Annotated in this window: 16 protein-coding genes and 2 pseudogenes; 10 read left to right on the forward strand and 8 right to left on the reverse strand. The window is 73.2% G+C overall.

The window, feature by feature from the left end; translation table 11 throughout:
• The 3 genes from ACLU3S_RS28260 to ACLU3S_RS28270 all read left to right on the forward strand — a co-directional run.
• A partial coding sequence (locus ACLU3S_RS28260) for an Ig-like domain-containing protein (protein ID WP_413954802.1) occupies positions 1-175 on the forward strand: 175 nt, incomplete at its 5' end.
• A 251-nt stretch (positions 176-426) separates the two neighbouring features.
• Positions 427-1,245, forward strand: coding sequence for an IS3 family transposase (locus ACLU3S_RS28265; RefSeq protein WP_413954787.1), 819 nt, complete (start codon positions 427-429; stop codon positions 1,243-1,245).
• Complete coding sequence (locus ACLU3S_RS28270; RefSeq protein WP_413954788.1) at positions 1,242-1,604, forward strand: hypothetical protein; 363 nt, start codon at positions 1,242-1,244, stop codon at positions 1,602-1,604. Before ACLU3S_RS28265 ends, ACLU3S_RS28270 begins: the two co-directional genes overlap by 4 nt.
• On the opposite strand, the gene ACLU3S_RS28275 is transcribed toward ACLU3S_RS28270, so the two are convergent.
• The gene (locus ACLU3S_RS28275) at positions 1,519-2,550 is read right to left on the reverse strand and encodes an NAD(P)H-dependent flavin oxidoreductase (RefSeq protein WP_413954789.1); all 1,032 of its coding nucleotides are present in this window, start codon (positions 2,548-2,550) and stop codon (positions 1,519-1,521) included. The two genes, ACLU3S_RS28270 and ACLU3S_RS28275, sit on opposite strands and share 86 nt — an antisense overlap.
• A gap of 248 nt (positions 2,551-2,798) precedes the next feature.
• Between ACLU3S_RS28275 and ACLU3S_RS28280 the strand changes: the two genes are divergently transcribed.
• Positions 2,799-3,515, forward strand: coding sequence for an SDR family NAD(P)-dependent oxidoreductase (locus ACLU3S_RS28280; protein WP_413954790.1), 717 nt, complete (start codon positions 2,799-2,801; stop codon positions 3,513-3,515).
• Between the two features lie 177 nt (positions 3,516-3,692).
• On the forward strand, positions 3,693-4,313 hold the full coding sequence (locus ACLU3S_RS28285) for a TetR/AcrR family transcriptional regulator (protein WP_413954791.1): 621 nt from the start codon (positions 3,693-3,695) through the stop codon (positions 4,311-4,313).
• 21 nt (positions 4,314-4,334) lie between these two features.
• Here ACLU3S_RS28285 and ACLU3S_RS28290 read toward each other — a convergent pair.
• Positions 4,335-4,481: pseudogene (locus ACLU3S_RS28290) on the reverse strand (glyoxalase); the annotation flags it as partial.
• A 115-nt stretch (positions 4,482-4,596) separates the two neighbouring features.
• Between ACLU3S_RS28290 and ACLU3S_RS28295 the strand changes: the two are divergent.
• The 3 genes from ACLU3S_RS28295 to ACLU3S_RS28305 all read left to right on the forward strand — a co-directional run bounded on the left by ACLU3S_RS28295 (position 4,597) and on the right by ACLU3S_RS28305 (position 8,338).
• Positions 4,597-5,202 (forward strand): muconolactone Delta-isomerase family protein, encoded by a 606-nt coding sequence (locus ACLU3S_RS28295; RefSeq protein ID WP_413954792.1) that lies wholly within the window; start codon positions 4,597-4,599, stop codon positions 5,200-5,202.
• Between the two features lie 184 nt (positions 5,203-5,386).
• Positions 5,387-7,435: a phosphocholine-specific phospholipase C gene (locus ACLU3S_RS28300; protein WP_413954793.1), complete on the forward strand. Its 2,049-nt coding sequence runs from the start codon at positions 5,387-5,389 to the stop codon at positions 7,433-7,435.
• A 66-nt stretch (positions 7,436-7,501) separates the two neighbouring features.
• Complete coding sequence (locus tag ACLU3S_RS28305; protein ID WP_413954794.1) at positions 7,502-8,338, forward strand: phospholipid scramblase-related protein; 837 nt, start codon at positions 7,502-7,504, stop codon at positions 8,336-8,338.
• A 78-nt stretch (positions 8,339-8,416) separates the two neighbouring features.
• Here ACLU3S_RS28305 and ACLU3S_RS28310 read toward each other — a convergent pair whose 3' ends face one another.
• Together ACLU3S_RS28310 and ACLU3S_RS28315 are read right to left on the reverse strand one after the other, a co-directional pair.
• Positions 8,417-9,361, reverse strand: coding sequence for a hypothetical protein (locus tag ACLU3S_RS28310; protein WP_413954795.1), 945 nt, complete (start codon positions 9,359-9,361; stop codon positions 8,417-8,419).
• Positions 9,358-10,158, reverse strand: coding sequence for a phosphatase PAP2 family protein (locus tag ACLU3S_RS28315; protein WP_413954796.1), 801 nt, complete (start codon positions 10,156-10,158; stop codon positions 9,358-9,360). Before ACLU3S_RS28315 ends, ACLU3S_RS28310 begins: the two co-directional genes overlap by 4 nt.
• 247 nt (positions 10,159-10,405) lie before the next feature.
• On the opposite strand from ACLU3S_RS28315, the gene ACLU3S_RS28320 reads away from it, so the two are divergent.
• A complete protein-coding gene (locus ACLU3S_RS28320) occupies positions 10,406-11,020 on the forward strand; it encodes a TetR/AcrR family transcriptional regulator C-terminal ligand-binding domain-containing protein (RefSeq protein WP_413954797.1) in 615 nt (204 codons plus the stop codon).
• 135 nt (positions 11,021-11,155) lie between these two features.
• On the opposite strand, the gene ACLU3S_RS28325 is transcribed toward ACLU3S_RS28320, so the two are convergent.
• The gene (locus ACLU3S_RS28325) at positions 11,156-12,166 is read right to left on the reverse strand and encodes a DUF2510 domain-containing protein (RefSeq protein WP_413954798.1); all 1,011 of its coding nucleotides are present in this window, start codon (positions 12,164-12,166) and stop codon (positions 11,156-11,158) included.
• Between the two features lie 333 nt (positions 12,167-12,499).
• Between ACLU3S_RS28325 and ACLU3S_RS28330 the strand changes: the two genes are divergently transcribed.
• Positions 12,500-15,181: an ATP-binding protein gene (locus ACLU3S_RS28330; protein WP_413954799.1), complete on the forward strand. Its 2,682-nt coding sequence runs from the start codon at positions 12,500-12,502 to the stop codon at positions 15,179-15,181.
• Positions 15,182-15,194: 13 nt separating this feature from the next.
• Here ACLU3S_RS28330 and ACLU3S_RS28335 read toward each other — a convergent pair whose 3' ends face one another.
• From ACLU3S_RS28335 to ACLU3S_RS28345, 3 genes and pseudogenes are all read right to left on the reverse strand, one after another.
• Entirely contained in the window at positions 15,195-15,986 is a 792-nt protein-coding gene (locus ACLU3S_RS28335; RefSeq protein WP_413954800.1) for an SDR family NAD(P)-dependent oxidoreductase, read from the reverse strand.
• A gap of 63 nt (positions 15,987-16,049) precedes the next feature.
• Positions 16,050-17,174 carry a 3-oxoadipate enol-lactonase gene (gene pcaD / locus ACLU3S_RS28340; protein ID WP_413954801.1) on the reverse strand — a complete coding sequence of 375 codons (1,125 nt, stop codon included), beginning with the start codon at positions 17,172-17,174 and terminating at the stop codon, positions 16,050-16,052.
• Positions 17,171-17,613 (reverse strand): annotated as a pseudogene (locus ACLU3S_RS28345) (3-carboxy-cis,cis-muconate cycloisomerase); the annotation flags it as partial. The gene pcaD and the pseudogene ACLU3S_RS28345, both read right to left, overlap by 4 nt.

Here is a 17,613-nt window from a genome sequence, read left to right on the forward strand (position 1 = left end):
CGTCAGCTTCTTCGACGGCGCCACCCTCCTCGGCACCGGCACACTCGCCGGCGGCATCGCCACCCTGACGACCTCAACTCTCGCGGTGGGCTCGCACTCCCTGACCGCGGTCTACAACGGCAGCTCCAACTTCACCGGCTCCACCTCACCCGTCGACACCCAAACCGTCACGTGACCTCTCCACTCATCGACCCGGTCGGCCCCCTGAGGCCGGCCGGGTCTTCCCGTTCCGGCAGCAGGCGCGTCGACTTTCCTCACAGGGACGTGGGCTCAGGCAGTGGCCGTGGGAGTAGGCGTTGGTGCCGCAGACATGGAGATGTGGACCAGGGGCCCGATGGCAGTCAGACGGAAGGTTGAGCTGACCCCGGATTCGGGGAGTCCCTGAAGCCAGGCTCATGATCCTGGCACGAAGGAGAACCACGAGCAGTGCCGGCACCACGCACATACCCGGACGAGCTCCGCGAGCGGGCCGTCCGCGAGGTCCGCACCACGGGCCGGCCGATCGCGCACGTCGTCAGGGACCTGGGCATCCACAAGGAAGCGCTGCGCGGCTGGGTTCGCCCGGCCGAGGCGGACGCCGGCGAACGCGACGACCGGCTGATCACCGCCGAGCACGAGGAACTGAAGCAACTCCGCAAAGCGGATGCCGCTGTGGCCGGCCATGCCGGTCCTGCTGGTCGCCGTCCTCCTCCAAGTTGCGGAGTTGAGGCGGGCGAACGAGATCCTCAAAGCCGCGAGCGCGTTCTTTGCGGCCGAACTCGACCGACCCCGGACGAGGTCGACCCGGTGATCGCGCACCTCAAGGACAAGGGTCTCGGGGTCGGGTTCGCCTGCCGGGTGCTGGGGCTGTCCGAGTCGGCGTACTACGCGCGCAAGAAGCGGCCGAAGTCGGTCCGTCGGGTGCGCGACGAGCAGCTGATGCCGCTGATCGAGCAGGTTCATGCCGAGTCCGGCGGCACCTGTGGTGTCCGCCGGATCACCCGCGCGCTGCGACGTAAGGGCGGCCTCGTTGCACGCTGCACCGTCGAGCGGCTGATGCGTGAGCTGGGCCTGGAGGACGTGATCCGCGGGCCGCGTCGCCGCACCACGGTGCCGGAGCCGTCGGCACCCGGGCCGCCGGACCTGGTCGACCGCGACGTCACGGCCTCGCGCTCGGACCAGCCGTGGGTGGCGGACATGACGTATTCCGGACCTGATCCGGCTGGGCGTACGTGGCCTTCGTCCTGGACGTGCGTTCACGGATGACCGTCGGCTGGCAGGCCGCGAACCACACGCGGACCGAACTCCCGCTGGACGCCCTGGAGATGGCTTTGCGGAGACGAAGGATCAAGAAGGACTCCGGCCTCATCCACCACAGTGACCGCGGCTCGCATTACGTATCCACTCGCTCTACCGACCGCCTCGCCGAGTCCTTGGGGACGACGGCGGCGCCGCCCGGCCGGCGGGGTGCCCGAGGGGTGCGAAGAGTCCGCGTCGGGCAGTTGGTTGTCGGCGATGCCGCCCCGGCCGGCGGGCCGTTCACACCCGGGAGGCCAGCCGGTGGAGGATGCGCGCGGCGGGCTCAGCCGTCGTGTGGCGGAAGCCCGTGCCGGCCCACAGATTGATGCGCTCGGGGTCGTGCGCCGCTGTCGCGGCGCCGCGCATCGGACTGGTCAGGTGGTGCAGGGCGGGGTAGCCGTGCGGGGCGAGGCCGCTGTAGCGGTCGGTGAAGTCGTTGCGCAGGGCCCGCGCCGGGCGGCCGGTGAACGCCCGGGTCACCACGGTGCCGCGGCGCGCGGGGTCGGCCAGTGCGGCCCGGTAGGGGGCCGACGTCCCGGCCTCGTCGGCGCGCAGCAGGGCGGTGCCCACCATGACGGCCCCGGCGCCGGCCGCGAGCGCTTCGGTCACGGCGTCCGGCGTGGCGATGCCGCCCGCGGCGACGAGGGGCACGGACACCTCCTTGCGCACCGCCCTCAGCAGGTCGGACAGCGGCAGGGCAGCGGGCGTGCGCCGCGGGGTCCACGTGCCCGAGTGGCCTCCCGCGGCCGAGGCCTGCACGGCGAGCACGTCGACGCCGGCCTCCTCGGCGGCGCGTGCCTCCTGCGGTGCGGTGACCGTCTGGACCACCAGTGTTCCGGCCGCGCGCAGGGCGCTGACGACGGCCGCCTCCGGCATGCCGAACGTGAAGCTGACGACGGGTACGGGGGCGGAGAGCAGGAGGTCGATCTTCTGCGCCCACTGATCGTCGTCCTCCACGACCGGGGTCCGCGCGGTGTCGAGACCGTACGTCCGGGCCTCGGGCGCGATCGCCCGGGCGAAGTCGCGGAACGCCTCGGCGTCCACCGGTGCCGGGTTGGGCACGAAGAGGTTGACCCCGAAGCGGTCGCCCGCCGAGCGGGCCCGGGCGATCTGCTCGGCCAGGGCCTCCACGGTCTTGTACCCGCCGGCGAGAAAGCCGAGGCTGCCGGCGCCGGCCGCCGCGACGACGAGGCCGGGCGTGGTCGGGCTGCCGGCCATCGGCGCCGCCAGAACCGGGTTTTCCACCCCGAGGTCGGTGAGCGGCGAATCCATCAGACGTCTCCTTCCCGGAACCGGCCTCCAGGGCCGTCATGGCTTCACCGTGCGCGGCTTCCGGGGGGTCTTTCCATGACGGGCTTCCTCCCACCTGGGAGGCAGAACCTCCCACCGCAGGTCAGAGTGCTGCTCCGGAGTTGCACCAGGGAATGTCCCGTGGAACATTGTCGACCGGTCGACTAGTTCTTCTCGTGTGTCCGGCCCACAGCGCCGGCTCGCCCCATCACCCGCAGAAGAAGGACATCATGAGCACTTCCGGTCAGAAGGTCGTCGTCATCACCGGTGCGTCGCAGGGCATCGGCGCCGGCCTGGTGGACGCCTACCGCAAGCTCGGTCACCTCGTCGTCGCCACCTCTCGCGGCATCGCCGACTCGCGGGACCCCGAGGTCGTCACCGTCCGGGGCGACATCGCCGACCCGGCCACGGCCGAGCGCGTGATCGCCGCGGGGCTCGAGCGCTTCGGCCGCATCGACACCCTGGTCAACAACGCCGGCATCTTCGTCGCCAAGCCGTTCACCGAGTACACGCAGGAGGACTACGACGCGGTCATCGGCGTCAACCTGGCCGGGTTCTTCCGCATCACGCAGCTCGCCGTCGAGCAGATGCTCCGGCAGGGCGACGGCGGCCACGTCGTCCAGATCACCACCAGCCTCGTCGACCACGCCCTGTCCTCGGTGCCCTCGGCGCTGGCCTCCCTGACCAAGGGCGGCCTGCAGTCCGCCACCAAGGCGCTGGCCATCGAGTACGCCGACCGCGGCGTGCGCAGCAACGCGGTCTCCCTGGGCATCATCAAGACCCCCATGCACCCGGAGTCGACCCACGAGGCGCTCGGCGCGCTGCACCCGGTGGGCCGCATGGGCGAGACCGGCGACGTCGTCGACGCGGTCCTCTACCTGGAGAACGCGCCCTTCGTCACGGGCGAGATCCTGCACGTGGACGGTGGCCAGAGCGCCGGCCACTGATCCGGACGGTCCCCGGGCGCCTCACCCGGTGCCCGGGGACCGGCTCGTCCCGTCCCGGCGTCAGGGCGCCTCACCCGGTGCCCCGGGGGGGACGGACCTGTCTCCAAGACGCTTCACCCGGTGCCCCGGGGGGCCGTCCCGTCCCGTTCTTAGACGATCGGTCGTATAGTTTCGGTCATGGGACGTACCAGTGATGCGAAGGAGAAGATCCTCACCGCCGCACAGGCGCTCATCGAGCTGCGCGGCTACTCGGCGCTGGGCGTCGCCGAGATCTGCAAGGCCGCCGGCGTGCCCAAGGGGAGCTTCTACCACTTCTTCGAGTCCAAGGAGGCCCTCGCGCTGGCCGTGCTCGACGAGCACTGGGAGGCGCAGCGCAGCGACTGGGCCCGGGTGCTGCAGGACGACGCCGAGCCGCTGGCGCGGCTGCGCCGCCTGTTCGAGGAGACCGAGGCCGGGCTGCGCGCGGGCAAGCAGAGCTGCGGGACCGTCTCCGGCTGCATGTTCGGCAACCTCACCCTGGAGCTGAGCACGCAGACCGAGCCGATCCGCGCGCGCCTGCAGCAGATCTTCGACGCCCAGGTGGAGATGGTCGAGAAGGTCGTCGCCGAGGCGCGGGAGCGCGGTGAGGCCGCCGTCGGCGACACCCGCGAGGCCGCTCGCTCCATCGTCGCCCAGCTCGAGGGCCAGGTGCTGTTCGCCAAGCTCTACAACGACACCCGGCACCTCGAGGTCCTGTGGGAGAACTGCCTGTCGTTGCTCTCCGCGCGCCGGACGGACCCGGCGGCCGTCAGTTCCTGACCGGTCGTTCCCCGGCAGCCGTCACCGGCCGGGAAGCCGCTGCCTGATCTCCTGAAGGACCCAGCCGTTGCCGTCCGGGTCGGTGAAGGAGGCGAACGACGCGTAGCTGTGCCGCTCGGGATCGGGCCCGGGCACCCGGTCCGAGGTGCCCGCGCGGTGGAACACCCCCGCAACGAACAGATGCGCGCCGCCGCCACGTGCGCGACGGTGGACCCAGGGGGTTCCGTGCGCTCGCGCGCCGGCACGAGCCCTGTCGCAACACCGGCGCGGAGGAGCGTCTGCCGTGGAATTTCTCGTCACCATGACCACCCGCGTTCCCGAGGGCACCCCGGAGGCGGAGGTCGACGGCGTCCGCGCTCGTGAGGCCGCGAACTCCCGCCGGCTCGCCGAGCAGGGGCGGTTGCTGCGCCTGTGGCGCCCGCCGCTGGGGCCGGGGGAGTGGCGGACCCTCGGGCTGTTCGCCGCGCCGGACGCCGAGCGCCTGGAGGAGGTCCTCGCCGCCATGCCGCTGCGCATCTGGCGCAGCGACGACGTGACGCCCCTGACGGCGCATCCGAACGACCCGGGACCGTCCGCCGCCGGTGCGGCGGACGCACGCCCGGAGTTCCTGGTCGCCGTCGCCCCCAGTGCGCCTGCGGCCGGCCCGTCCCGGGCGCCGGACGACGCCCTCGCGGCGGAGGCGGTCCGCGCGAGGGAACTGGCCGGCACAGGACACCTGGTGCGGCTGTGGCAGACGCCCGGCCAGGGCCGTGCGCTCGGCCTGTGGCGTGCCCGGGACTCCGCCGAGCTGCGGACCGTCCTCGACGCCCTGCCCATGGCGCGCTGGCTCTCCTTCGAGGCGACCCCACTGAGCCGGCACCCGAACGACCCGGGGCCGGCCGAGAGCTGACCGCCGCCGGCTCCGGCGGCGCTCCCGCACCGGTCGACGACGCCCGGCGCCTCGCGGACCGCCGGGTTTCAGCCGGGTGCCATCTGCTCCTTCCCTGACGTTTGTTGCGCTTGGAACACTCGCTGCGCGCAGATTCCGTCATCCGACGGCATCGGCAACGTCAGGATGAGAGGACCCCCACCCCATGCCAGAAGTCAACCGGCGGCGCTTCCTTCACCTCGCAGGCGCCACCGGGGCGTTCACCGCGCTCTCGAACAGCATCCAGCGCGCGGCCGCCCTGCCCGCCCACCACCGCACCGGAACGATCGAGGACGTCGAGCACATCGTCGTCCTCATGCAGGAGAACCGTTCCTTCGACCACTACTTCGGCTCGCTCAGAGGCGTCCGGGGCTTCGGCGACCCGCGTCCGGTGACGCAGAACGGCCGCTCCGTGTGGCAGCAGTCCGACGGCGCGAAGGACGTCCTGCCCTTCCACCCCGACGCCGACGACCTGGGCCTCGCCTTCATCCAGGACCTGCCGCACGGCTGGAACGACGGCCACGCCGCCTTCCACGGAGGCAGGTACGACGCGTGGGTGCCCGCCAAGTCCGCGACGACGATGGCGTACCTGACGCGGGACGACATCCCGTTCCACTACGCCCTGGCGGACGCCTTCACCGTCTGCGACGCCTACCACTGCTCGTTCATCGGCTCCACCGACCCCAACCGCTACTACATGTGGACGGGGTACACCGGCAACGACGGCCAGGGCGGCGGCCCGGTCCTCGGCAACGACGAGGCGGGCTACGGCTGGACGACGTACCCCGAGCGCCTGGAGAAGGCCGGGGTCTCCTGGAAGATCTACCAGGACGTCGGCGACGGCCTGGACGCGAACGGCGGCTGGGGCTGGATCGAGGACGCCTACCGCGGCAACTACGGCGACAACTCGCTGCTCTACTTCGACCAGTACCGCGACGCCGAGCCGGGCGACCCCCTGTACGACAAGGCCCGCACCGGCACCGACGCCAAGCGGGGCGAGGGCTTCTTCGACCAGCTGAAGGCCGATGTCACGGCGGGCGGGCTGCCGCAGGTCTCCTGGATCGTCGCGCCGGAGGCCTTCACCGAGCACCCCAACTGGCCCGCGAACTACGGCGCCTGGTACGTCTCCCAGGTCCTGGACGCGCTGACCTCCAACCCCGAGGTGTGGGGCAGGACGGCGCTGTTCATCACCTACGACGAGAACGACGGCTTCTTCGACCACGTCGTCCCGCCCTTCCCGGCGGCCTCCGACGCGCAGGGCAAGTCGACGGTGGACCCGGCGCCGGACCTGTTCAAGGGCGACGCGAGCCATGTCGCCGGCCCCTACGGGCTCGGCCAGCGGGTGCCGATGCTGGTCGTCTCCCCGTGGAGCAAGGGCGGTTACGTCTGCTCCGAGACCTTCGACCACACCTCGATCATCCGCTTCGTCGAGCGCCGCTTCGGGGTGCGCGAGCCCCACATCTCGCCCTGGAGGCGGGCCGTCTGCGGCGACCTGACCAGCGCCTTCGACTTCTCCCGCACGGACACCAGGTCCGCCGCGCTGCCGTCCACGGCCGGCTACCTGCCACCGGACCACGACCGCCACCCCGACTACGTGCCGAAGCCGCCCGCGAACCCGTCCCTGCCCCGGCAGGAGCGCGGCCACCGGCCCACCCGCCCGCTGAAGTACGCGCCGGTGGTGGACGGTTCGGCGGACCCCGCGGCCGGGACGTTCACGCTCACGTTCGCCTCGGGGGCGCACGCGGGCGCGGCCTTCCTGGTCACCTCGAACCACCGCACCGACGGCCCCTGGACCTACACCACCGAGGCCGGAAAGACCCTGTCCGACACCTGGAACTCGGCCTGCTCCGGCGGCTCCTACGACCTGGCCGTGCACGGCCCGAACGGCTTCGTGCGCGTCTTCAAGGGCCGCAACAAGGTCGCGGGTCCGGAGGTGACCGCCCGGCACGCGGGCGACGACGTCGAACTCACCTTCACCAACGAGGGGTCCGGCACGGCGAGGCTGAAGGTCGCCGACGGCTACGGCGGCCGCCCGGTCACCGTGACGGTGCGGCCCGGGGCGACCGTGCGGCACACCGCGCACCTCGCGCGGAGCCGGCGCTGGTACGACCTGACCGTCACCGCGGAGGCCGACCCGGCCTTCCTGCGCGGCTTCGCCGGGCACGTCGAGAACGGCCGGCCCGGCGTCAGCGACCCGGCCATCGCCACGGAGTGAACGGGCGATGAACACCGCTCCGCGGGGACTGGGCAGGTACCGGTCAGATCAGGGTAGTGTGCCCCGGTGACCACGCAATCGAACACTCCTGCAGGCTGGTACCCCGATCCGCACGGGGCGCCCCAGACGCTCCGCTACTGGGACGGCACCCAGTGGACCGAGCACACCAACCCGGCCCAGCAGACGGGTCAGCAGGCCCCGCAGCAGCCCGGGGCACAGGTGCCGCCCCAGCAGGGCGCCGACCCGAAGGTGCAGCGGCAGGTGCAGCAGCAGGCCGGCGTCGCGTCCGGCGGCCCCGGCGGCGGCACCCTCTTCACCGAGCCCGTTCTGGTGGTGAACCAGAAGGCCAAGCTGATCGAGCTGACCAACGAGTACAAGGTCATGGATCAGAACGGCCGGGAGATCGGCTCGGTCACCGAGGTCGGCCAGGGCGTGCTGCGCAAGATCTTCCGGTTCGTCTCCAGCTGGGACCAGTTCCTGACCCACAAGCTGGAGATCCGCGACGCCCACGGCCAGCCGCTGCTGCTGCTGACCCGGCCCGCGAAGATCTTCAAGTCCCGTGTCATCGTGACCCGCCCGGACGGCTCCCAGGTCGGCGAGATCGTCCAGCAGAACATGATCGGGAAGATCAACTTCGCGATGAACGCGAACGGCCAGCAGGTCGGCGCGATCAAGGCGGAGAACTGGCGGGCGTGGAACTTCGCCATCGTCGACCACGCGGACAACGAGGTCGCTCGGATCACCAAGACCTGGGAGGGTCTCGCCAAGACCCTGTTCACGAGCGCGGACAACTACGTCCTGCAGATCCACTACCAACTGCCCGAGCCGCTGCTGAGCCTCGTGGTGGCGACGGCCCTGACCGTCGACACCGCCCTCAAGCAGGACTCGCGGGGCTGGAACTGAGCGGACCCGGCACACAGAGCACGACGACGGCGGCCGGTGCGCGCGGATCTCCCGCGCACCGGCCGCCGTCGTCGGTGGTCACAGCGCCGTGAGGTGTCCCGGCTGCTCCGGCCGGCGCGGCACCAGGGCCGGCTCGGCGGCGGCCGTGTCCGGTTCCAGGGCGAGCACCGCGGCCACCGGGTGGTCGGCGTCGGCCGGGGCGGGCGCGGCGGTGACCCGGGTGAGGAGCACCACACCCCAGGAGGCCAGGGCCGCCCCGGCCAGGGCCAGCAGCACGCCGGCGGCCCCGCCCGTGAGGCCCTGTCCGAGCAGGGTGATCCCGATCAGCGCGGCCGCCACCGGGTTGGCGAGGGTGACCACGGCCAGCGGGGCGCCGAGGCCGCCGCGATAGGCCGTCTGCGACAGCAGCAGCCCGCCGACGGCGAACCCGGCGACCAGTACGGCCACCACGACGACCTCGGTGCTCAGTGCCGGTCCGGAGCGGTCGGTCGCGGCGACGGTCACGGTCTGGGTGAGCGCGGAGGCGACACCCGAGGCGAAGCCGGACGCGGTGGCGTGCCGCAGGCCGGGCCGGGCGCCGGGCCGGGACAGCATGCCGATGAGGGCGGCGGTCGTACCGGCGACCGCGAGCGCCTCCGTCAGGGTCAGCACCCGTGCGGGCGCCGGCCCGGAGGCGGTGATCAGCAGCGCACCGAGACCCAGCAGCGTCAGGCCCGTGCCGCGCCACTCCACCGCGCTCACCGGCCTCCCGGCGGCCCGCGCGCCGAGCGGCACGGCCGCGACGAGGGTGAGCGCACCGAGCGGCTGTACGACGGTCAGCGGACCGTACCTGAGGGCCACGACGTGCAGCAGGGCGGCGGCCGCGTTCAGGCCGACCGCCGACCACCAGGAGCCGGTGCCGAGCAGCCGCAGCAGGCCGGCGCCGGAGGAGCGGGCGAGGCGCTCCTGGGCGACGGCGGCCAGGGCGTAGGCGACGGCCGACACGAGGGACAGCGCGATGGCGGCCAGGGCGGCGGTGCTCATCGGCCCGCTCCCGCCAGGACGGTCTCGCGCGGGGCGAGCCGGCCGGTGCCGCGGCCCGCCGTGGTGACGGTCCGGTGCGGCGGATGGATCACCGCGAGCGTGACGCCCAGCATGGCCGCGGCGGCGATGGTGTCCAGCCAGTAGTGGTTGGCCGTGCCCACGATCACCAGCAGGGTGACCAGCGGGTGCAGCAGCCACAATAGGCGCCAGCGGGACCGGGTGGCCGCGATCAGACCGATCGCCACCATCAGCGCCCAGCCGAAGTGCAGGGACGGCATCGCCGCGAACTGGTTGGACAGATGGTCGCTGGAGGGCGGGCCGTACACGTCCGGGCCGTAGATCCGGGCGGTGTCCACCAGGCCGGTCCCGGTCAGCATCCGCGGGGGCGCCAGCGGAAACGTGAAGGGCAGCACCAGGGCGGCCGTGGTGACGACGGCCAGCACCCGCCGGGCCCACACGTAGTGGGCGGGCCGCTTGAGGTAGAGCCAGACGAGAAAGCCCAGCGTGGCCGGGAAATGAACGCTGGCGTAGTAGGCGTTGGCCAGGTGGACGGCGGTGCTGCCGTGCAGCAGTGCGGACTGCACGGCGGTCTCGTTCGGGAGGTGCGCGGCCCGTTCGAGGTCCCACACGCGGTGCGCGTTGTGGTACGCCTCGGCGGTATGGCCGGTGGCCAGCTGCCGACCGAGCTTGTAGACCAGGAAGAGCCCGGCGACCAGCAGAAACTCGCGTATCAGTGCGGGGCGCGCGGGCGCGTCCGGCTCCGTTTCTGCCTCGGCGGGCTCGGTTCGGGCAGTCATCACCCGGCCCCTTCGCTGACGAACTGTGTGACAAGTAATCGATACGCCGAAGTACCGATACGTTAGTGTACCGATACGTTAGTGTACCGATACGCCAGTGTACCGATACAGTCGAGTACCGGTACACTGACGTATCGATTGATGTGCGACACACTGGAGAAGGGGCCGGCAGCCCGGCCTGAGGGAGACTGCAACGGGCCGCGGGGCCCGAGCGATTCGGCCCTACACGAGTGAGGAGAAGCGCCACATGACGTCGCAGGCCGCCGAGGGACCGGAATCAGTCGCCGCCTCGCGCCGCTCCAAGATCACGCCGGAGCGTGAGCGGGAGTTCTTCGACGCCGTGCTGGAACAGATCCGCGAGTGCGGCTACGACTCCGTCACCATGGAGGGCGTTGCCGCCAGCACGCGCTGCAGCAAGTCCACGCTCTACCGGCAGTGGAAGACCAAGCCCCAGTTCGTCGCGGCGGCCCTCCGGGCCAACCGGCGGGTGCGCTTCGCCGGCATCGACACCGGCTCGCTCGCCGAGGACCTGCGCCAGGCCGCGCGGACCGCCGACGACTGGTCCGGCAAGGACACCAAGCTGCTCCAGGCGCTCGGGCACGCGGTGACCGCGGACCACGAGCTGGCCCAGGCGCTGCGCGAGGCGCTCGTGCACCCGGAGATCGCCGCGCTCCAGGAGATCCTCGCCCGGGGCGTGGCGCGGGGCGAGATCCCCGCGGACCATCCGGCGCTGGACTACGTCCCCGCGGTGATGTTCGGCGTCCTGCGCATCCGGCCGATGCTCTCCGGCCAGTACGCCGACGCCGACTACCTCGTCCGGTTCGTGGAGGCCATCGTGCTGCCCGCGCTCGGACTGACATGAGACCCAGGCCGCCGTTCCCGGGATGACCGGACGGCGACCTGACCGCGCCGCACCGTGGGGACGGGGGCGGCGCGCCCTCGGCCGGGTGGGGTTCCCTTTGAGCGGAGAGGAACCCCGCCCGGCCGCATCACGCGGTCAGACGCTCTGTCCGTCGCCGCCGGACGAGACCTTGATTCCCTTGAGGATCTGGTCGATGACCGAGGTCGACTGCCCGACGTCGATGCCGAAGCGCACCACCACCAGCTGCCCGGCGTCGTTCGGCGAGGGGAAGGCGACCGACTCGACCAGGCCGTCGGCGCCCTTGCTGGTGACCGCCTTCCAGCGCACCAGGTAGCCCTTCTGCCCGGCCACCGTCACCGCCTGGGAGGCCAGCACCTGGTGCGAGGTGATACTGCCGTAGGTGTCGCCGCCGTAGGACTCCTTCGCGTTGGCCGCGATGTCGGCCTTGGCGACCTCCTCCGCGGTGGTGCCGTCGATGCCCAGCGCCAGTGCCGGGGCCGTGTAGGCGCCGCCCGCGGTGCACGTCTGGGCGCTGTTGCCCGGGCACTTGTAGGAGTCGTCGGAGGTCACCTGCGCGCCGACGCTGATCGTCTGGCCGGTCCAGCCCTTCGGCACCGGCAGGCTGATCCCGTTGACCGGGTCCGGCACCGTGCCGCCGCCCTTGACCTTGGGCGCCCCGGACTGGTTCGGCGAGGGCGCGCCGGAGCCGCCGGAACCTCCGCCGGGCCCGCCGCCGTCCTGCCCGCTGCCCGGCCCCTGCCGCGACCCGGCCCGGTCGCTGCCGCCGTCGCCCGCGGTGAGGGCGTACACGCCGACCCCGATGCTCGCCAGTACCGCGGCCGCCACCGCGACGGCTATGCCGGTGCGCAGACCGCGCCGGGGTGCCGACGGGGGAGCGGGATACGACGGGTAACCGGAGTACCCCGGGTACGCGCCGTACGCCGGGGCCGGATACGGCGCCGGGCCGCCCGGCTGCGGGCCGCCGCCGGGCGCCGGCGGCTGCGTCGGGGGACCCCACGTGGCGGCCGTCCCGGCGGGGCGGGTCTGGTCCGTCCAGGCCTTGCCGTCCCACCAGCGTTCGGTGGGCGGACCGTCGTTCGTCTGCCCGGGGTCGGGGTACCACCCGGGGGGAGTCACCTGCGTCATGTCCCCACCGTATGAGGCAACCGTGAAAGCGGGATGAGAAGATCCGGCGCCAATCCCGCACGGGCAGACATTTCACCCCGTGATTTCTTCGCCCGCAGCACCCCTGTGCCCCGCACCGGCCCCGCCGGTCCGACCGCCGCGGCCGACGGGGCGGATGCCTGCCTCCCGGGCCCGTCCGCTGCCGAGCGGCTGGTCCGGCCGGGGGTGCGTCGCCTGGCTGCCGTCTCTTTCACCCGGCGGGGCAACAGGTGCCCGTAGCGCCCGCCGCACCGTTCCTCGGACGGCTACGCTCGTGGTCTGTACGTCATTCGGGCGACCTGGGGAGGTAACGGGATGACGGAGGGACGGCCGCCGGCGGCCGCCGTGGCTTCCCTGTGGGAGCGGGACGCGGAGATCGCCACCGTCGCAGCGGCGCTCGACGCCCTGTGCGCCGACCAGTCGTCCGCGGGCAGCCTCCTCATCTTCCGGGGTGAGGCCGGACTCGGCAAGACCGCGCTGCTGGCCGAGACGCGCCGCATCGCCGAACGCCGTGGCTGCACCGTGTGGTCCGCGCGCGGCGCCGAGACCCTGAAGTCCGTGCCGTTCAACGTCGTACGGCAGCTGTTCCAGCCCGCCCTGCTGTCCTTACTGCCCGAGGAGGCCCGCGAATACCTCGGCGACTGGTACGACATCGCCGGTCCCGCCCTCGGGATAGCCGATCCGCAGGAGCGCAGCGCCGACCCGCAGTACGTGTGCGACGGCCTCGTCGCGGCGGTGCGCCGGCTGGCCCGCCGCGAGTGGCCGCTCGTGCTGCTGATCGACGACGCGCACTGGGCCGACCAGGAGACCCTGCGCTGGCTCGCCGCGTTCACCGGGCGCCTGGACGACGTGGCCGTCCTCGTCGTGGTCACCCGCCGCCCCGGCGAGGTCGGCGGGGACAGCGCCCGCCACCTCGAGGCGGTCGCCGCCGCCGCGGGCCGCCCCGTCGGCAACCTCCGCGCCCTCACCCCCGACGCCGCGGCCGGACTCACCCGCACCACCCTCGGCGGGCACGCCGACGACGCCTTCTGCCGCGAGGTCTGGGCGGTCACCGCCGGGAACCCCTACGAGGCCGTCGAACTGCTCGCCAGGGTGCAGGAGAGCGAGCTGCAGCCCGTCGAGGCCCACGCCGGGGAACTGCGCGCCCTCAACCGCGCGGCCCGCGGCGGCGGACTCGTCGACCGGCTCACGGGCCTCGGCCTGGAGGCCACCAGGTTCGCCTGGGCCGCCGCCATCCTCGGCGCCGGCATCACCGTCGACATGGTCGCCCGGCTCGCCACCATGGACGACGACGTCGCGCGCACCTGCGCCGAACTCCTCCGCAACGCCCGCATCCTCACCGCGCCCGACCCGGCCGCCGGCTCCGAAGGCGAGGACGGCGAGCTGGAGTTCGTGCACCCGCTCATCGCCAGCGCCGTCTACCACTCCATCCCGGCGGCCGTGTGCACCGCCATGCACGGCGTCGCCGCCCAGATCATCACCGAGATGGGGCGCGGCGCCGCCGAGGCCGCCCGGCACCTGCTCAAGGTGCACCCGGACGACGACGAGGAACTCGTCGAGCAGCTGCGCGAGGCAGCCCGCGAACACCTCGCCGTCGGCGCGCCCGACGCGGCCCGGATCTGCCTGGAACGCGCCCTCGCCGAACCACCGCGCCCCGAAGTGCACGCGCACGTCCTCTACGAACTGGGCTGCGCCACCCTGCTCACCGCGCCCGCCGTCACCATCGACCACCTGCAGTACGCGCTCGGCATGCCCGGCCTCGACGGCGAGCGGCGCATCGACGCGGTCGTCCGCCTCTCCCAGGCGCTGCTCCACAACGACCAGCTGGAGGAGGCGGTGCGCACCGTCGAGGCCGAGGCGGCGCGGCACGAACCCGGCCCGGTCCGTCTACGGCTGCAGGCCGTGCAGTTCATGTGGGAGGGCATCCACGGCGAGACCGTCTCCCCGGCCCGCTCCCGGCGGCTGGCCGAACTCGCCGGCACCTGCACCGGACGCGACAACGCCGAGCGCGCCCTGCTGATCCTGCGTGGCTTCGACGCCATGACCCACGGCGAGAGCGCCGCCGAGGTCCTCGACCTGTGCGACCGGGCCCTCGTCAACGGCCGCCTCGCGCCCGGCCTCGGCTGGACCGACCCCGAGTGGGGCATCGAACTGCTGATGATGCTCGGCAGCGCGTACACCTACGCCGACCGGCTCGACCGCGCCGAGAGCCTCTTCGCCGAGGCCCTGCGCGTCTACACCGGTGCCGGCTGGCGGGGCGGCCACCTCTCCCTGGCCAACGCCTTCCTCGGTCTCGCCTACCGCAGGCAGGGCCGTCTGAGGGACGCCGAGGCCGCCCTGCGCGAGGCCCTTGCCCTGGCCGAACGCGTCGGCCGCCGCCTGCCGCTGTACTGGTCCGCCAGCTGCGGACTCGTCGACACCCTGCTCGCCCGCGGCCGCGTCGAGGAGGCCTGGGCCGCCGCCGAACAGTACGGCTTCGCCCCGCCCTACCCCTCCACGATCGTGCTGCCCGACATCCGCTCCGTGCGCGGCCGGCTGCTGCTCGCCGTCGGCCGCGCCGAGGAGGGCATCGGCGAACTGGAGGCCGCCGAGAAGACCGCCGTCTCACGCGGCGGTCACAACCCCGTCCTCGCGCCCTGGTCGATCGATCTCGCCAAGGCCCTCGCCGACCAGGACCCGGCCCGCGCCGCACAACTCGCCGCCGACGCCCGCCGGCAGGCCGAGCGCTTCGGCACGGACACCGCGATCGGCGAGGCCCTGCGCTGCGCCGCCGCCCTGGAGACCGGGCAGCGTGCGGTCCGGCTCGCCGCCCGGGCCGTCACCTACCTGGAAGCCTCCCCGTGCCAGTACGAACACGCGGCCGCCCGCATCGAGCACGGCATCGCCGCGGGCTCCGTCGCCGAGTTGCACCGGGGGCTCGACCTGGCCCGGTCCTGCGGGGCGGACGGGCTGGTGGCGCAGGGGCGTCAGGCGCTGGAGGCGCTGCGGGTGCGGTAGCGGGCCGGTGGTCTCACAGCGCGAGCAGCTGGTCGGTGACCGCCGACAGCCGCTTGCGGACCTCCGGGTCGTACGCGTCCTCGTGGGCGCGGGCAGGCCGGGTCCCGTCGAAGTAGCCGCCGCTGCCCAGGTCCTGCGTGGCCAGGGCCAGCACGCCCGGCGCCCCGTCGGCGACGGAGTTCCAGGGGATGATCCCGCCGTCGCGGACCATCGCGGTGTCCATGAAGGTGGCCGGGTGCAGCACGTTGACCGAGACCCCGCTGCCCACCAGCTTCTCGGCCAGCGTGAACGTGTGCGCGGCGAGCGCGAACTTGCTGCGCCGGTACGCCGCCTTGCCGCTGTAGCCGCGGGTGAGCTCCGGGTCGGTGAAGTCGACCGGCTCCTGGCCGGCGGAGCCGACGTTGACGATCCGGGCGGGCGCGTTGGCCCGCAGCACCGGCAGCAGTGCCCGGGTCAGGGCCACGGGCGCGAGGTAGTTCACGGCGAGCCGCAGTTCGTGCCCGTCGGCGCTCAGTTCACGGCCGGAGCCGGGCGTGCCGAAGCCGACCCCGGCGTTGTTGATCAGCACCTCCAGCTCGGGACGGGCCTCGGCGACCCGGGCGCCCAGCTCGCGCACCTCGGCCAGCCGGGCCAGGTCGGCGACGAACCCCTCCGCCTCGCCCTCCGTGCGCAGTTCGCGCACCAGCTGCTCGGTGCGCGCACGGTCGCGCCCGTGGGCCAGGACGACATGACCGGAGCGGACCAGTTCGAAGGCGACGTAACGGCCGAGCCCGGAGGTGGCGCCGGTGATCAGAACAGTCGACATACCGTCACCCTAGGCCCGGCCCGGCGCCACGAGGAGTCACTGCTGAGGCTACGACCGGCAGGGTCATCCTTGCCCGGGCTCCTCGGCGAGGACCCGCTGGGCCGTGGCGAACGCCGAGTTGGCGGCGGGCACCCCGCAGTACACGGCCGTCTGCAGCAGCACCGCGCCGATCTCCTCCGGCGTCAGCCCGTTGCGCCGCGCCGCCCGCACATGCAGGGCCAGCTCGTCGTAGTGGCCGTGCGCGACCAGCGCCGTCAGCGTGATCATGCTGCGCTCGCGCCGCGACAGCGTCGGGTCGGTCCAGATCTCCCCCCACGCGTAGCGGGAGATGAAGTCCTGGAAGCGGGCGGCGAACGGGGTCTGCCGGGCCTGCGCCCGGTCCACGTGCGCGTCGCCCAGCACCGCGCGGCGCACCGCCATCCCGCTCGCCGGCGGCCCGTCGAGGTGGGTGCGCAGGGCGGTCAGCACGGCCTGCGGGCACTCGGCCGGCGCCAGATGGGAGGCCCCCGGCAGCTCGACCAGAGCCGAGGACGGCACCGCGTCCGCGATCTCCCGCAGATGCGCGGGAGGCGTCGCCGGATCGTGCCGGCCCGCCACGAGCAGGGTCGGTACGGCGATGTCGCCGAGCCGGTCGCGCAGGTCGAACGCGGCCAGCGCGTCGCAGCAGGCGGCGTACGCCTCCGGGGCGGTCTCGCGATGGTCGCGAACCAGTCGCGGCACGGTGAACCCGGGGGTGAACCAGCGCGCGTCGGCGCTCTGTGCCAGCTTCTCCAGGCCCTCACGGCGCACCCGCTCCGCGCGCTCCCGCCAGGGCGCCTCGCCGCCGAAGTGGGCGGAGGAGCAGATCACCGAGAGGGCGGACAGCCGCTCGGGGTGGTGCACGGCCAGGTACAGGCCGACCGCCCCGCCGAGCGACACGCCGGCGTAGGCGAACCGTTCGATGCCCAGCGCGTCGGCGAGCCGCAGCACCAGCCCGGCCAGATCCCCGACGGTCGCCCCGGGCCCGATCAGGTCCGCCGCCGAACCCCCGTGTCCGGGCAGATCCCAGCGGACGACCCGATGGCTGGTGGACAGCTCGGGCGCCACCTGGTCCCACAGGGCGAGGGAGGTGCCGAGGGACGGCCCGAGCAGCAGCGGGGGAGCGGAGGCCGGGCCTTCGGCACGGTGGTTGAGGAGTGTGTCGGTCAACGTCGCTCCAGGGCGCGGTCGGTGAGGACACCGGCGAAGCCGGTGTAGCGGGCGGGGTCGGTGAGGTCGCCGAGGCCGCCGAGCTCTACGTCCGTCAACTCCGGCTGCTCGGCGAGCAGTTCGCCGAGCGGACGCCTCTCGGCGTGCGCACGGCGGGCGAGTCCGGTGAGCAGTTCCCGGGCCCGGGCCCGGCCCAGGCGGGGAGCCAGCGCCGCGGACAGCCGCTCGGAGACGATCAGCCCGCGCGTGGCGTCCAGGTTCCGGCGCATGGCGGCCGGGTGCACGCGCAGCCCCTCCGCGAGTTCGGCCGCGTCGCGGGCGGCGCCGCCGGTCAGCCGCAGCAGTTCGCGCAGCGGCTCCCACTCGGCGTGCCAGGCCCCGGCCGGACGCTCGTCGCCGGCCGCGAGCGAGCCGTAGAGCGTGGCCGCGAGCTGCGGGG

Source organism: Streptomyces sp. AF1A, from assembly GCF_047340315.1.
Taxonomy (GTDB): domain Bacteria; phylum Actinomycetota; class Actinomycetes; order Streptomycetales; family Streptomycetaceae; genus Streptomyces.

What these genes read in the sequence shown, in the direction of transcription:
- ACLU3S_RS28275 (WP_413954789.1), bottom strand. Translation starts at nt 2,550, where the DNA reads ATGGATTCGCCGCTCACCGACCTCGGGGTGGAAAACCCGGTTCTGGCG.
- ACLU3S_RS28285 (WP_413954791.1), top strand. Translation starts at nt 3,693, where the DNA reads ATGGGACGTACCAGTGATGCGAAGGAGAAGATCCTCACCGCCGCACAG.
- ACLU3S_RS28335 (WP_413954800.1), bottom strand. Translation starts at nt 15,986, where the DNA reads ATGTCGACTGTTCTGATCACCGGCGCCACCTCCGGGCTCGGCCGTTAC.
- ACLU3S_RS28280 (WP_413954790.1), top strand. Translation starts at nt 2,799, where the DNA reads ATGAGCACTTCCGGTCAGAAGGTCGTCGTCATCACCGGTGCGTCGCAG.
- ACLU3S_RS28300 (WP_413954793.1), top strand. Translation starts at nt 5,387, where the DNA reads ATGCCAGAAGTCAACCGGCGGCGCTTCCTTCACCTCGCAGGCGCCACC.
- ACLU3S_RS28320 (WP_413954797.1), top strand. Translation starts at nt 10,406, where the DNA reads ATGACGTCGCAGGCCGCCGAGGGACCGGAATCAGTCGCCGCCTCGCGC.
- ACLU3S_RS28270 (WP_413954788.1), top strand. Translation starts at nt 1,242, where the DNA reads ATGACCGTCGGCTGGCAGGCCGCGAACCACACGCGGACCGAACTCCCG.
- ACLU3S_RS28310 (WP_413954795.1), bottom strand. Translation starts at nt 9,361, where the DNA reads ATGAGCACCGCCGCCCTGGCCGCCATCGCGCTGTCCCTCGTGTCGGCC.
- ACLU3S_RS28330 (WP_413954799.1), top strand. Translation starts at nt 12,500, where the DNA reads ATGACGGAGGGACGGCCGCCGGCGGCCGCCGTGGCTTCCCTGTGGGAG.
- ACLU3S_RS28315 (WP_413954796.1), bottom strand. Translation starts at nt 10,158, where the DNA reads ATGACTGCCCGAACCGAGCCCGCCGAGGCAGAAACGGAGCCGGACGCG.
- ACLU3S_RS28325 (WP_413954798.1), bottom strand. Translation starts at nt 12,166, where the DNA reads ATGACGCAGGTGACTCCCCCCGGGTGGTACCCCGACCCCGGGCAGACG.